We start from the raw sequence: 15,810 nt of genomic DNA, 5'->3' as shown, positions 1-15,810 counted from the left end.
TGTAGTGATCCGTATTGAATTACCCACATTAATTTCAAAACTCAATGAACAGAGTAAGCTAGCCCTAGAGCAAGCCGCTTCATTATGTATTGAACGTCAGCACCCAGAAGTGACCTATGAGCATTTCCTGCATGTGCTGTTAGAGAACCCACTTTCGGATGTGCGTGTGATAGCTAAGCACGCTAACTTAGATGTGGAAACCGTAAAACAAGCCATCAGTGCCAGTTACGCTCGTGAGCAAGTGTTAGATACCTATCCAGCATTCTCGCCACTGTTGGTTGAGCTATTGCAGGAAGCTTGGTTGCTTTCTACCACTGAGCTGAATCAGAATCAGCTTCGTTCAGGTGTGGTGTTTTTAGCCGCATTGATGCGCGCTGATCGTTACCTACCACTTAAACTAATCCGTCTTTTTGAACACATCAACAAAGAGAGCCTAAACAAAGGGTTTGATACGCTGTTGCAAGACTCTTCCGAGTCGGCGGTTGAAAAAAGCAAAGCGGGTTCTCAAGCTCCTGCCGCGCTGGATGCAGCGTCATCTTCGCCACTGCATAAATACTGCACCAATGTCACGGCGCAAGCGCGTAACGGCGAACTGGACCCAGTATTGTGTCGTGAAAACGAACTCAATTTGATGATCGACATCTTGTGTCGTCGTCGTAAAAACAACCCCATCGTTGTGGGAGACGCTGGTGTCGGTAAAAGCGCCATGATTGAAGGACTTGCATTGCGCGTCGTTGCGGGCAATGTGCCGACACAGCTGCAAAATGTAGAGTTGTGCTCACTCGATCTAGGCTTGTTGCAAGCGGGTGCTTCAGTCAAAGGTGAATTTGAAAAACGTCTTAAAGGCGTGATTGACGCGATCAAAACCTCGCCTAAACCGATCATTTTGTTTATCGATGAAGCGCACACTTTAATTGGTTCTGGCAACCAAGAGGGTGGTAGTGATGCGGCCAACTTGCTCAAGCCAGCTCTTGCGCGAGGCGAGCTCAGTACTGTCGCAGCCACCACATGGAAAGAGTACAAAAAGTATTTTGAAAAAGATCCTGCGCTGACTCGTCGTTTCCAGTTAGTGAAATTAGAAGAGCCGAGCATCAGCCAAGCAGTAGATATTCTGCGCGGCTTGAATCGTGTTTACGAAAAAGCCCATAACGTATTGATTACTGATGATGCATTGAAAGCCGCCGCCGAGCTTTCAGCGCGTTACATTTCAGGTAGACAACTGCCGGATAAAGCGATTGATGTGTTGGATACTGCTTGCGCGCGTATTGCAATTAATATCACCACACCGCCGAAGCGCTTAGCGCAACTAGAGACCGCTTGCCATCAACGTCAACTTGAAATTGATATGCTTGAGCGTGCTCAATATTTAGGTCAAGTGGTTGATTCGCATCGCTTGGATGAGCTATGTAGCCAAGAAATGGCCGATGAAGCTGAAAAAGCGGCCTTGACTCAAAGCTGGCAAGAGCAAAAAGCGATCATTGAGCGCATTATTACCCTACGCGATCAGCTCTTAGATGGCTCTGAGGATCATGGCGAGCAGACCCAAGTTGAGCGTGATGAGTTACTTGTTCAATTGCAGGCGCAATATCGAGCGTTAGAAGAGATCCCTCATAATGATCGCCTCATGCATCCACAAGTCGATGCTCAGCAAATAGCGGAAGTAATTGCGGATTGGACGGGCGTGCCCGTTGACCAAATGAACAGCGATGAGCTGCATAAAATCACCCACCTAACGGCTATTTTAGGTGAGGCAATCAAAGGGCAAGATACTGCGATTGAGCGTGTTCACCGTAACTTATTAACGGCGCGCGCGGATTTGCGCCGTCCGGGGCGTCCAAAAGGTTCCTTCCTACTCGTGGGTCCAAGTGGCGTTGGTAAAACCGAAACGGTAGTCCAACTGGCGCAACAACTTTATGGTGGTAAACAATTTTTAACCACTATCAACATGTCGGAATATCAAGAAAAGCATACTGTTTCACGCCTGATTGGTTCGCCTCCGGGTTATGTTGGTTATGGTGAGGGTGGCATTCTTACCGAAGCGATTCGTAAAATGCCGTACTCTGTGGTGCTGTTAGATGAAGTTGAAAAAGCGCACCCAGAAGTGCTCAATATTTTCTACCAAGCCTTTGATAAAGGTGAGCTGGCCGATGGTGAAGGTCGAGTGATCGACTGCCAAAACATCGTCTTCTTCCTCACCTCGAATTTAGGTTACCAAACCATAGTCGATTACGCGCAGCAGCCTCAGTTGCTTGATGAGCAGCTTTACCCAGAACTTGCGGCTTTCTTCAAACCCGCCTTACTGGCTCGTATGGAGATTATTCCGTATCTACCGCTCAGCAAAGAAGTGCTAGAGCAGATTGTACGTGGCAAGTTAACCCGCCTTGAGCAGCTCTTTAAACAGCGTTATGCCGCTGACGTGGTGATTGAAGATAGCTTGATCGAAGAGATCTTAAGCCGTGCAACGCGCTCTGAAAATGGGGCTCGTATGCTGGAAGCGATCATCGAAGGTCAATTACTACCACCGATTTCATTAGCTTTGTTAAATAAACTGGCTGATAAACAACCAGTGCAACGCATCTATTTAGCGGCGGAAGAGGGTGAGTTTATTGGAGAGGTTGAGTGATCATGAGTCACTGGTTAGCTTACGCAACCGAGCTTGTTGTCGCGAGAAAGCCTAGCCAATTGGCCGCATTGTTTGTAGAAACGCTGCGCCGAGAGCTAAGGCTCGATACTTGCTTGTTACTGGTTCCCAGTTCAGACGGCCGTACCTTAGTGCCACAGGATAACCCGCTGAATTTAAGCTGGTCGGTCACCGATTTTGATTGTCCGTTTGCCCATGTATTGCAATCGGCCAAATCGATGCACTTAACCGCTGATGAATTGGTTTTTTGGCAATCTAATCGCCTGTTTAGTCAACTCACTAGCCGGGTCGGCATGTTAGATAGCGTGGTTGTACACCCGTTACCGAATGGGGATACACAAGTTCAGTCTATTTTGCTGTTGATTGGTGAAACCCATACCTTGGAAGGCCTATTTGAGCAGCCAGATTTTATCAAGTATGTGGATGTGTTTTGCCATCAGTGGTCGTTGCTTAATGAGATGCAACGGGAAGAACAAAATCGACAAAACTTATCGGAATCCTTGTCTGACGTCCAGCGAGACAACGCTCGTCGCTCATTAATTGCGAGCCTCTCTGAAACCTTAATCGGTAACAGTTTGGCGATGAAAAAATTAAGAGAGCAGATCATCAACGCCGCGCCATCACAGCTTTCAGTGATGGTGCAAGGTGAAACAGGGACAGGTAAAGAGTTGGTCGCGCAAGCGGTGCACCAACTCTCGCCCCGTAAACAAGCGCCATTTGTTGCTATTAACTGCGCGGCTATCCCTGAAAACTTATTGGAAAGTGAACTGTTCGGCTACTGCAAAGGGGCGTTTTCCGGCGCGGATAGCGATAAACAAGGGTTGATTGCGCAAGCCGATGGCGGAACCCTGTTTTTGGATGAAATCGGTGATATGCCCTTGAGCCTGCAAGCCAAATTACTGCGGGTGTTGGAATCTCGATCTTTTCGGCCGATTGGCGGTAAAAACGAACAATCTTCTGATTTTCGTTTGGTTTCAGCAACGCATGTCAATCTCCTCGAACAAGTGCGTAATAAATCGTTTCGTCAGGATCTTTATTACCGCTTATTTCAGTACCCGATCACTTTGCCACGCCTTGCGGCAAGGATGGATGACATTGAACGGCTTAGCCAACATTTTGTGCGCAGCTTTAATCAGCAGCATGCAACCAACATTCGGGGTGTGCACTATAAAGCGATCGATTGCCTAAAACGTTATGACTTTCCCGGTAATGTGCGTGAACTCAAGCACCTTATTGAATTTGGTTGTGCGCAAACATTGGATGGCACACAGGTGGAGGAGTCCTGCTTTACACAACGTTTAGCATACACTAAAGCCGAACAGCAGCCAGAGACTGAACGACATGGGCATAAGGTCGCTAAAGCTGAGTCAGGTGTCAGCCGAGTGGTGGATGATTTAAAACAAGCGGTGAATGAATTTGAGTCTCGTATTATCCGTGAGCGCCTCCAATATTTTGCTGGTGACAGGGCCAAAGCGGCCCAAAGCCTCGGTATTCCCAAGCGGACCTTGGCCTATAAATGCCAAAAATTGGAGATTAAAACACCATGAATAAACGGTTGTTTAGGCTCACAGTTTGCCTCTCTATGACGCTGTATTTTCCCATGGCAAATGCGGAAAATGACGCTGTAGCACAAGCAGAGCAATGCACTACGATCACATCTCGGTTAGAGCGATTGAGCTGTTTTGACCACCTGTTTAAAACGCCTTCTGACGTGGTGATGCCTCAAGCGGCAACGCCCAATGCGCCGCTATCTTGGCAACGCGCCTTTGATAGCATCAGCCAGTATCAAGACGGGGAAGCAAGTCACTTAACCGTGGAAGGTGACGATGATAAAGGTAATGCGTGGATTACTTTGGTTGCGTTAAATCAAAATACAAAGTTTGACGATAACGCTAAACCTGTGCTGCTGATGAGCTGTATCGACAATTTGAGTCGAGTGGAATTGGCGTTTCCTAGCGCGATTGATGATCCTCGCATCCAAGTTTCGATTGCTAATATGCAGGCACAATCTTGGCGTAGTGACGATTTAGGTTTGCTCTTTTCCTCAGGCAGAGGCATGCCAGCGATTGAGATGATGAAAGCGATGGCGCGAGAAAATCGCCTTGTGCTGCGTTCAAACTCTCCTTTTGTTGATGGATTGCAGTTTGATGCGAGCGAGCTTTCGCAATCATTAACGGCACTAAAAACACGCTGTGGTTGGTAAGGAGTTCCAATGGAGTTAACCGATTATCGCCGCTGTATTACTCAGCCTATTCAAGCCGATAACCCTGTGGGTGAGCGGCTGATTGATGATCCACTGTTTGATTTTGTTGAAGATCAAATGATGAAAGTGGGGTCACTCTCCCACGCTAGCGTGCAATGGGATGAAGTCGAACACAGTACGCTCAAACTGCTCAGCGAAAAAAGTAAAGATCTCAAATTATTGATCTACCTGTTGCAGTGTCTGCATAACCAAGTCACACCGCTACGTTTCACCACGTCGCTGCAGCTGCTGAGCGATTTCATGTCCCTTTACTGGGAAGATTGCTTCCCTGCGCCAGGCAAAAGAGGCAGTTTGCCACGTCGCAAATTCTTCAGCCAGATTGTGCAGCGGTTAGCCTTAGTCATCGACAAGTTAGATTTCGCACAATTTGATGGACCAGATCGTGATGAGTTAAACACCGCGATCGACGCGCTACAGCAAGCGACTACTCAAGCCGGACTGATGTCTGAAAGCGTTGAAAGTCTAGTGGCTAAAGTTCAAGTCCAACTGCGCCGTGCAACAGAACGTGAGCAAGCGACTCAACATGTGCAAGAGACTCCGGCGGTTGAACGTAAAACCACCACCCAGAGCGCCATCTCAGTCGACAGTTCAAGTGACAAAGCCACTAAGCAGACCTTACTAAAGGTGGCTGAGTTTTTGTCTGAACAAGAGTTCGGCATTGCCTTGGCAATACGAGTCAGGCGTTTTGCCGTGTGGTCAAGTATTACCTCATTACCTGAGCACGACGTCAGCGGTGAAACACTGTTACGGGCGATGGCGCAAGAACGAATCAAAGAGTATCACGACCAAATGCGTAGCCCAGATTTAGCCTTATGGCGCAAGGTAGAGCAGAGTTTGACCATGGCACCTTACTGGTTTGAAGGGCAAATGATGAGCTATCAAATCGCGCAAAGTTTAGGCCAAAAGGCGTGGAGTGAAGCCATTTTGAGTGAAAGCCAGCAGTTTGTGGCACGTCTACCTGCGCTGCTCGAGTTGAAATTCAAAGGAGGCGAGCCTTTTGTCAATGCGAGCGTAAAAGAGTGGCTACTCAGCCAGCAGCAAAGTAGCGCCCAAGGCCAAGTAGCAGGTGATTGGCAAGACAAACGCAAAGAGGCGTTTAGCTTAGCGAAAGAGGGAGGCATTGCGGTGGCGCTCTCTATGCTCAACGATGGTCTGGTCAGCGCCAGTGAGCCAAGGGATAAATTCTATTGGCGGTTATTATCGGCTGATTTGTTAAATAGCAATAATTTAGATGCGATGGCGAAAGAACAGTACCAAACGTTACATGCTCAGGTTAGCACCATGAGCGTTACCGATTGGGAACCCTCATTAGTTGAGCAATTAGAACAATACACAACGTCAGAGTAAACGAAGGACACAAACCCATGTGGAAATTTATTGTTGGGATCGCAAGAAAGTTAACACCGGGCATTGCCGCGGCGATGCCTATTTTGCTATTTAGCACATTCATTTTATTGAATGTTGCGATTTGGTGGGCAGGCCCTTGGCTAGAGATCGCGGGGAATAAGCCACTTGAATCGATAACCGCTCGCGCAGTGGCAAGTAGCTTGTTCACTTTAGGTGCATTGGCCGTTTGGGGCGTGTGGCAGTGGCGAAAATTGCAAGGTTTTAAAGCCGAGCAAAAGCGTGAAGATCAGCTTCGCCAAGATCCAATTAAAGCCTATGAAGAGCGCCAAGAGGTTGAGCTGAACCAAGTGATGGTCAGCATGAAAGAGAACCTCAATAAACGTAATTATCTTTATGCGTTGCCATGGTATTTAGTGCTCGGTTTGGAAAATGCCGGTAAAACCAGCCTCATCAACCGCTCTGGGCAAAACTTTGTTTTTTCTTCGGTAATGCGAGCCTCGGGTCAAAAAAGTGAAAACCCGTATTCGTTTGATTGGTGGATTGGCGATGAATCGGTATTGATCGATCCAGATGGAGAGCTACTGACACAAGGTAACCACAGCAATGATAACGATGGTGCGATGGAGCGCCGTTTATGGCTTCATTTTGTTAATTGGTTGGAGAGAACGCGTAGCCGTCGTCCACTCAACGGTATCGTTTTAGCGTTAGACGTTTCTCACTTAGCAACCGCAACTGCAACCGAGCGTAAAGCTTACGCCAATTTATTGCGTGCTCGTTTACGTGAATTGATGGAGACGTTATCCACGCGTCTACCCGTCTATATTGCATTGACGAAATTGGATTTATTACACGGTTTTGAACCTTTCTTTAAACATTACTCGCGCAGTCAGCGTGAAGATGTGCTGGGCTTTACCTTTTCGCTCGACTCTATTGATGACTTGGATAACTGGCTCAACGAGTTTTCAAAAGACTACAGTCAGTTTGTTGAGCGCATTAATGATGTACTGCCGCACGCCGTTTCTGTGCCGATGGATTTGGAAGAGCGCAATGCTATTTATAGCTTCACGCGTCAAATTTCTGGTTTAAAAGAGATCTTATTACAATTTTTCAACGATGCATTGGCCAGTGATCAGTTCTCTACGTCGGCTTTGGTGCGTGGTGCGTATTTCACTTCTGTGTATCAACAGGGCGTACCCACAAACGCATTTGATGATGCCGCTTCACGTCGTTACGGGCTAGATCATGCCATTAATAAAGCGCAGCAAGCCAAAAACTCAACGGTTTATTTCACACAAAAACTGTTTAATAACATCGTCTATCCTGAAGCTGGGCTTGCCTCAGATAATTTTCGTGTTGCGAAGCAAAAACGGCGCTTGATTGGTTTGTCAGTAGTGGCCGGCTCTATTGCAACTGTGTTATTAGTTGGCACTTGGCATCGTTATTACCTTAGTAACGTGAAGCACTCTGATGCTGTGTTAGCGAAAGTAAACGAGTACAAAAACGAGTTCCCCTCTAATCTTTATTTAGCCTCTCAGCAAGATGTTCTCGTGCCGCTCAATAAAATTCGTGAAGCGACATTGGAGTTTGGTTTCTTCCGTGATAAACCACAGTACATTTCCGATTTTGGTTTGTACCAAGGCCACACGATTGGTCCAATGGTTGAAGCTACCTATTTGAATTTATTGGAAAACCGCTTTTTACCTCTGCTCATGGCGGATGTTGTTGTGCAGCTTAACCAAGCCAACACAGATGAAGAGAAGCTGGCCGTACTGCGTGTTTATCGCATGATGGTAGATAAAAGCGGCCGCTATAAGGATTATGTACTCGATTATTTCTCCAAATACTGGCAGCAAGAGTTCGCTGGGCAACGCGTGATCCAAGAAGAGCTGTTGGGGCATTTAGACTACGCTATGTTACACACGGATTTAGCGGGTGATCGCGCGCGCGGTAATCGCAATGCAGAGTCGGTGATGAAGCCTTATGATCAGGTGGTGGCGAAAGTGCAGTCTGATCTTGGTTCTATGCCTAACGATCAACGTGTTTACCGTAATTTGAAGTTGAATGCACAAACGGTTCTTGGCCCCTCGATCAATTTACGCAACTTGATTGGCCCCGTCTTTGATGTGGTTTTTGAAGAGCGAGTGGTCAACAGCAGCTCGCTGTATATTCCGCAAATGCTCACCAAAAAAGGGTTTGAAGATTACTTCATGCCGCAATCAGAATCCGTTTCTGAGCTGGCCTTGATCGACAGTTGGGTACTAGGGCAATCCAAATCGGCTCAATTTAGCGAAGCGGATAAGCATGACCTCCGTAACAAAATCCGTAGCTTGTATGTGGCGGACTACACCAATATCTGGCGTGCGGCTCTTAATGAAATCAGCGTTAAGTATTTTAGCGACATCAATGACGCGGTGTCAGTATTAGAAAACTTTACTGGCAACATTGAACCGATGCAGCGTTTGCTTCGCACTTTAGAAAGCAATACTCAAATGTATGCCAGTGTGCCTAAAGATGAAGCCGCGCAAAAAGAGCTGTTAAAAAATCCAAAATATAAAGTTGCTTCGCAGATTGATGCGCCCTTTGCTGAACTAAACGCTATGCTCAAGCCAGTCGGTGATAAGCCAGCGTACATCAATGAAGTGTTAGTGGCGGTGGAAGAGTTACAAAACTACCTAAAATCTATTCAAGAAGCGCCAGATGTTGGTATGGCTGCGCTTGATGCCACCAAAGCACGCGTAAAATTAGTGAACGCTGATCCAATTTACACGGTGAAACGTATTGCATCAGGTTTGCCTAAACCGCTCGATACTATGGTGTCTAAACTGGCGGATGAGAGTTGGTATGTTGTCAAACAAGAAGCGATTAAGCACCTTGAAGTTCGTTGGCATGATGATGTTTACAAAACCTTTGAAGAGAAATTGGCTGGGCGCTATCCATTTAATGAGTCTTCCAACAAAGACAGTTCTCTTTCTGATTTTGAAGCATTTTTTGCGCCCAACGGCACATTAGACAACTTCTACAACAACCAGCTAAGAATGTTTGTGGAAGAAAATATTGCGGTCAATGATGACGATAACGCGCAGTCGATTATTCGCAAAGACGTTCTAGAACAGCTCAAGCAGGCGAAGAAAATTCAGCAAGCTTTCTTTAACCGCAAAGGGGTCTTAGACGTTAGTTTCTCGGTTGAACCGCTACGCTTGAGCAACAACAAACGCCGCAGTGTGCTGAATGTTGACGGTCAATATCTCGCTTATAGTCACGGCCCAAGAGACAGTGTCGAGTTGATTTGGCCAAATACGCTGCGTGATTCTGCGATCTCTAAAGTAACGTTAGTGCCGACTAAAAATAATATGTCGCCACGAAGTATTAATATCCAAGGTCCGTGGGCATTTTTCCGCTTGCTTGAACAAGGTGATGTGGTGGGTGCTAGTTCCACGTCGGTTGACTTTAAGTTTGCAGTTGACGGTGGTGAGATGATTTATCGACTCAATTCAGAGGCAGATATTAACCCATTCACCGAGCGGTTATTTAAGTCATTCAAACTCTCGAAAACCCTTTACTAAAATAATAGTGAGGAGCGATTGGTCATCGCTCCTCAACTCACTTAGGACGCTGTAGTCATGTCCAATATTGTATTTATCGACCACGCTCGTTTTCATTTGATAGATGATGCTGCCGCTGTTCGTCACATTGATGCCTACCAAAAGGTGAGAGATGAGATCAATCGTCGTAACAACCCATTATCAGGTGGTCCAGACTGGGCTGTGGTGAAAGTTTCTTGTGAAACATTAGCAAAAGGCCCGGGGATTGACCTTTTGCTGTGCGGTTATTACACCGTAGCCTGTTTAAAAATGCAGGGCTTAGCAGGATACGCCAATGGTGTTGAACTGCTGTGCTGCTGCTTAAGTAATTTGCCAAAACCGGACGTAAAATCGGCGAAAATGCGCAAGGAAGTGCTCGATTGGGTTAATGCTCGTGTCGTGCGGGAGTTAAAAGATCTGCGTCCGAATCATGAAGCGCTGCGTGATCTATACCGCTGTGAGCGCTTTTGTGAGCGTATGCATGCCATTTTAGAGCTGCAACAGCCGGACTATGTGGTCGATTTCGAAGGGGTAGGTTTTGCTATTTTTGAACATATTGATCGTTTAGAAACGCAATATCATTCGCTGCTAAAGCGCCATACCCAAACGGAACAGGTTGAGCAGGTGCGTAATCAAAAGCGCTCACGTATTACGCATGTGGCCGCTTTTATATCCGGTGTTCTTGGTGTTGTGATGGTGTATGGGGCCGTCACTTATTTGCCGTTTTTCAACTCAATATCTTATGCAACCAACCTAAGGTTACCTGCTTTACATACGCCAGAGCAGGTCAATGCGTTTCAACAGGCCAACTCGCCAGCCAAGCTTGAACAGTTGTCAAATGAGATTGTGCCATTGTACCGAGAGGCGATTGAGCAAAAAATGGCGCGCTCTTTTGAATCGGCTCGTGTTGAAGCCCAGCAAGTGTTGGATGCGTTATTGCAACTTTATCCCCAAACCGAATCGGTGCTGGAGGTTGATCAAGCGTTTGCCGATGCTCAGCGTGAAGCTCTGCAACAAACTGAGCGCTTTATGGAGCGTTTTAGTGAAACGCGAACCAAGATGGCTAACATCGCGCTGCTCGCGCAAAAAGGAAAATTAACCGAACTGCAAAGACAAACCAAATCGCTGGAGGAGTTCGCTATTAGTCTGTCACCTATTTATGGGAGAGCTGCATATGTCGAAGAGTTGCTCAAAAAAGGTGATGTTGTACAGGCTGAACAGGAGTTTATGATTCTGAAGCAGCGGCTTAATAATTTGAGCTGGAAAATGGCCGAGCTCGACAAGCAGTTTGAGCATTTGACTGTGACACATAATCAGGAAGCTCAGGCTCAATAAGCTGAGCAACAATTGGTTATTGAAGGGCAACTTTTTGCTCATATCAGGCAGTTTGTTGCCTTTGTCAATCGAGCTGTTTATAAGTTCATGAATATAAAAGAAAAATATCTGGCACTGCACTTGCTGTACTAGTGTTATTTTGCGATGAAAGAGTGGAAGGGAAAAAGATGGCAAGGTTAAGTTTTAGGCTCACCGTGGAGGGTTTGGCAGACGACACGTTAGTGGTGCGTGAATACCAAGGCGTGGAATCGCTGTCTGATAGCGCGCAAGCGGGCCTACGTTGCTACGGTTTTCGCTATGAGATAAAACTGGCCAGTCGCCAATCTGGCTTAACAGCGTTGGAGCTGGTGGACAAAACCGCTCAGCTTGAGATACTGCGTGATGACCTTGTCGTGCAGCGCGTGCACGGCATTGTGCGCCAGTTCAGTAAAGGCGATATTGGCCATCATCACACCTTTTACTCACTGACCTTAGTCCCGGCATTAGAGCGGTTATCACTGCGCCAAAACAGCCGCATCTTCCAGCTCAAAACCGTTCCCGAAATCCTCTCCATCGTACTGCAAGAAATGGGCATTAACGACTACGCCTTCTCGCTGAAACGTGAGTGTGCGCAGCGTGAATTCTGCGTGCAGTACCGTGAGACGGATATCGACTTCTTGCACCGCTTAGCCGCCGAAGAAGGCTTGGTGTATCACTTCATTCATGAAGAAGGGAAACACACCCTCTTTTTCAGTGACGACAGCCAAAGCCTGACGAAGCGAGAAACGCCTATCCCTTACAACGTCCTTGCGGGTGGCGTGATGGAGAGCCCTTATGTGTCGCAATTAACGCAACACAGCCAAACCGAAGTGAGCCACAGCGCGCTGCAAGATTACAGCTTTAAAAAGCCGAGCTACTCGTTTGCTCAGCAAGCGCAAGGGCGCGAGATGGATTACCAGCAAGCGACCTACGAACACTTTGATGCACCGGGTCGCTTTAAAGACGACGTCAGCGGCAAAGCCTTTAATCAAATTCGCTTAGAGTACCTACGACGAGAAGCGCGTACTGCGACCGGAAAAAGTAACCATCCTGGCCTGCAAGCGGGCACAAAGTTCGACTTACAAGAGCATCTTGACGACAGCGCGAACCGCGACTGGGTTGTAGTGCAAGTGCATCACCAAGGGCGTCAGCCACAAGCATTAGAAGAAGAGGGCGGCAGTGGCGCGACCACGTACAGCAACCAATTCACGCTCATTCCTGCTGATGTCACGTGGCGTGCGACACCGCAAGCCAAACCTCAAGTGGATGGCCCTTGCATGGCATTGGTGGTGGGGCCTGATGGCGAAGAAATCTTCTGTGACGAACATGGCCGCGTCAAACTGCATTTCCCGTGGGACAGATATTCCAACGGCGATGAACACAGCTCATGCTGGGTGCGCGTCTCACAAGGTTGGGCTGGCAGCCAATATGGCATGATAGCCATTCCGCGCATTGGTCATGAAGTCATCGTCTCGTTTCTTAACGGCGACCCAGACCAACCGATAGTGACAGGCCGTACCTACCATGCGACCAACAAAGCGCCGTACACATTGCCGGATAACAAAACCAAAACCGTGCTGCGCAGTGAAACGCACCAAGGGCAAGGGTTTAACGAGCTGAGTTTTGAAGACCAAGCAGCGCAAGAGAAAATCTACCTACACGCGCAAAAAGACTTAGACGCCTTGGTGCTCAATGACGCCACGGCGCACATCAAGCACGACCAGCACCTCACGGTGGATAACGACCAGCTTACGCACGTTAAACATAACCACCACCTCACGGTAGAGGGCGAAAGCCGCGATAACATAACCAAAGATAACAGTGTAGAGATTAGCGGGTCAGTACAGCATAAAGTGGCCAAACTGACCGCGATACAGACAGGACGCGAAATCAGTCTTAAAGCGGGAGCTAAAATCGTTGTAGAAGCTGGGGCTGAAGTGACTTTAAAAGCGGGTGGCAGCTTTGTCAAAGTGGATGCCGGTGGCGTGCACATCGTTGGTCCTGCGATTAACCTCAATGCTGGCGGAAGTGCGGGCAGCGGTAGCGCTTATGGTGGGCAATCAGCCATGTTGGCAACCCCACTACTTGATATGAAAGCTCCAGCCGAATTGCAAGCGAGTGCAATTAACGCGACCATGCAAAGCGGCCAAGCGAATGTGATCACTCATTTTGAGGCTGCCGCAGTACAATCCGCTGCGCAGAAATCATCTGCATCATCAGAAAAGCAGTCAGAAGCGAAGGTGGCAGAAAAGAGCGCTCAGGAAGAGAGCCCAAAAGAGGGTGCACAAAACGAAGATAAAGCATCACTGCTACAATCGGATGTGTTGAAAGCTTCAGAAGAGCTGGAAAAGTTAGCGAAGAAACAAGCCAGCGCTTTCAGAAAAGGCAACAATGGCGAAGAAGTGAGCTTGATTCAGCAAGCGTTAATCAAAATGAAATTTGATTTGCAAGCCGATGGTGATTTCGGTAATAAAACCAAAACGGCCATCGAACAGTTCCAAAAAAGTTATCAACCCAGCCATCAAACGCATCCGTTATACAGCATTGGCCCCATTGATGGCCTTGTTGGTCAAGGCACACTGCTTGCATTGGATGAAGCGTTGATGGATGGGTGGGAGTCAAAACCGCAGTGTAAATTGATGATCAATTTTGACTTCATTAAAGAACTTGAAGGAGTAAAAAAGAAAGGATATGTTCCTGATGTCGAAAATAGTAATAGTGGTGTCACTATTGCTTCAGGATTTGATTTGGGAGCACGCTCAAAATCAGATTTAATTGCTTTAGGTCTCCCTGCTTCTTTGGTAGATAAGCTTACACCTTATCTTGGTTATAAAAAGAGTGAAGCTGAAGCTATTTTGATTAAGAATCCTCTTATGGTTAACGATTTTGAATTAGAAATTCTAGTATCAAAAGTAAAAAAATCAGAGACAAAACGTATTGTTGATTTATACAATCGAATATCCAAGACGACAAAGTTTGAATGTTTACCGTGGCAGGCTCAAACTGTCATTGCTTCATTGTCATACCAATATGGTTATTTACCATCAGAGACAGAAAATTTCTGGAAGCAAGCCATCGAACAAAATTGGGTAGAAATGTATGATAACTTAATGAAATTTGGTGATAAATATCCCACGCGCAGAAAAAAAGAAGCAAAATTAATAGGAGAAATAAAATGAAAAAATCACTGGTGTTTCTTTTTTGTATAATAACATCCTATGCTCATGCATTTTCAAGCAATGAAATATATAAATCCTTAGATATAACATCGTTTAATAGCTCGCTTATGCAGAAAATATCTGAGAATCAGCGCTATTTTCCACAGTTGGATTTACCTAAACCGAAGATATCAAATGAATCAATTCTGATTGAAAGTGATTATTGGAAATATGAGATTAAGTTTCTTAAAGAAACCAGTAGTGGAATACATATTTGTTTTATAGATAAAGCAAAGTGGGGCAGCTATGATACTCAAACTCCGATGATTATACGTAAGTATGCTAATGAATACGTAGCAATAAAAATGGTTAGTGATGTATGTGAAGATTTCGCTAAATAGATTTTTGTAGAACATCATGTTTTTATTTGCAATCTCCCATAGCAACCTAGCTCTGGGGACTCCCTTCTCACAGCACACAATATTTAGCGTAAGAACCAGCCTCATTCGCTGTCCAATCACCTTTTGGCTTGTCTTTCATATCTTCACACCACGCGTCGCTGCCAATTTGTGATTGGAAGACACAGTGCTTTGCATAATCCACCGCCTGCCCGGCGTTCCATTCGCCTTTTGGTTTCTCTTTCATATCTTGACACCATGCTTCGCTGCCTACTTCTGAGCAGGCGGCGAGTGAGAATGCAGTAAACAATACCAAGGCTATTTTTTTCATGTTTGAGTTCCAAATGGATGCGATTTTTGTTCGGAGTGACTATACCGAAAATCACGGTCTCAGTGTTAATCCTATGCTAAAAATGGGCATCTAATGACAAATAACTCAGTGATAGTCCTCACTCTTTTTTACTCCTCAGCTCACTAATCAACGATCAAAATCACATTACCTATTTTCGCATCGTGCAAATTATTTTTGCTACGCTAGGATTCATCGAAACGTTTCGATGAGATTTTCTTGAACGATTCAAGAGTGATAGAAAGGTGTCAAAAAGCGAAACATAAAGCCTAACGTGAAGGTATAACAATGAAAAAAAGTACCCTATTAAATTCAGAACTCTCTTACTTGGTGGCTACTTTAGGGCATACCGACGAAATCACAATTTGTGATGCCGGTCTGCCCATTCCTGATGAAGTGCAGCGTATTGATTTAGCATTAACTCACGGTATTCCCGGTTTTATTGACACGGTCCGCGTGATTCTTTCTGAATCTCAAATTGAAGGTGTGATCATTGCTGAAGAGTTTGCACAAGTAAGCCCTGAGCATCACAAAGCACTGCTTGCTGAGCTGAAAGCGGAAGAGGAGTTATGCGAGAAAGCGATTGCTGTCACTTACCTCTCTCATCAAGATTTTAAAGAGCGCACTATGCGCAGCCGCGCCGTGGTAAGAACAGGCGAATGCACGCCGTATGCGAATGTTATTTTTCAAGCAGGCGTCGTGTTTTAAGCCGCGATTGAG

10 protein-coding genes are annotated in these 15,810 nt (G+C 46.3%); 9 read left to right on the top strand and 1 reads right to left on the bottom strand.

Translation table 11 applies throughout. From position 1 onward, the window contains the following. The first annotated feature begins 4 nt into the window (after positions 1-4). From tssH to AACT42_RS16785, 8 genes are all read left to right on the top strand, one after another. Positions 5-2,623, top strand: coding sequence for a type VI secretion system ATPase TssH (gene tssH, locus AACT42_RS16820; protein ID WP_094132569.1), 2,619 nt, complete (start codon positions 5-7; stop codon positions 2,621-2,623). A gap of 2 nt (positions 2,624-2,625) precedes the next feature. Next, positions 2,626-4,188 carry a sigma-54 interaction domain-containing protein gene (locus tag AACT42_RS16815; RefSeq protein WP_176429031.1) on the top strand — a complete coding sequence of 521 codons (1,563 nt, stop codon included), beginning with the start codon at positions 2,626-2,628 and terminating at the stop codon, positions 4,186-4,188. Beyond that, a complete protein-coding gene (gene vasI, locus AACT42_RS16810) occupies positions 4,185-4,844 on the top strand; it encodes a type VI secretion system-associated protein VasI (RefSeq protein ID WP_094132563.1) in 660 nt (219 codons plus the stop codon). The genes AACT42_RS16815 and vasI overlap by 4 nt, the downstream gene beginning before the upstream one ends. Positions 4,845-4,853: 9 nt before the next feature. Then, the gene (gene tssA, locus AACT42_RS16805) at positions 4,854-6,251 is read left to right on the top strand and encodes a type VI secretion system protein TssA (protein WP_019281678.1); all 1,398 of its coding nucleotides are present in this window, start codon (positions 4,854-4,856) and stop codon (positions 6,249-6,251) included. Between the two features lie 17 nt (positions 6,252-6,268). Then, on the top strand, positions 6,269-9,814 hold the full coding sequence (gene tssM / locus AACT42_RS16800; protein WP_094132560.1) for a type VI secretion system membrane subunit TssM: 3,546 nt from the start codon (positions 6,269-6,271) through the stop codon (positions 9,812-9,814). 57 nt (positions 9,815-9,871) lie between these two features. Next, positions 9,872-11,167, top strand: a complete 1,296-nt coding sequence (locus AACT42_RS16795; RefSeq protein ID WP_094132557.1) for a type VI secretion system ImpA family N-terminal domain-containing protein — start codon at positions 9,872-9,874, stop codon at positions 11,165-11,167. Positions 11,168-11,334: 167 nt separating this feature from the next. Then, positions 11,335-14,364, top strand: a complete 3,030-nt coding sequence (gene tssI, locus AACT42_RS16790) for a type VI secretion system tip protein TssI/VgrG (RefSeq protein ID WP_176432252.1) — start codon at positions 11,335-11,337, stop codon at positions 14,362-14,364. Continuing rightward, the gene (locus AACT42_RS16785) at positions 14,361-14,744 is read left to right on the top strand and encodes a hypothetical protein (RefSeq protein ID WP_019281225.1); all 384 of its coding nucleotides are present in this window, start codon (positions 14,361-14,363) and stop codon (positions 14,742-14,744) included. Before tssI ends, AACT42_RS16785 begins: the two co-directional genes overlap by 4 nt. A gap of 67 nt (positions 14,745-14,811) precedes the next feature. On the opposite strand, the gene AACT42_RS16780 is transcribed toward AACT42_RS16785, so the two are convergent. Beyond that, the gene (locus AACT42_RS16780) at positions 14,812-15,072 is read right to left on the bottom strand and encodes a DUF3012 domain-containing protein (protein ID WP_013868177.1); all 261 of its coding nucleotides are present in this window, start codon (positions 15,070-15,072) and stop codon (positions 14,812-14,814) included. A 306-nt stretch (positions 15,073-15,378) separates the two neighbouring features. On the opposite strand from AACT42_RS16780, the gene rbsD reads away from it, so the two are divergent. Next, entirely contained in the window at positions 15,379-15,798 is a 420-nt protein-coding gene (gene rbsD, locus AACT42_RS16775; protein WP_013868176.1) for a D-ribose pyranase, read from the top strand. Positions 15,799-15,810 lie beyond the last annotated feature (12 nt).

It is taken from the genome of Vibrio sp. V15_P4S5T153 (assembly GCF_963874485.1).
GTDB lineage: Bacteria > Pseudomonadota > Gammaproteobacteria > Enterobacterales > Vibrionaceae > Vibrio > Vibrio anguillarum.
Note: the sequence above shows the minus strand (reverse complement) of the source record. Positions and strands in the feature narration are given on the sequence as shown.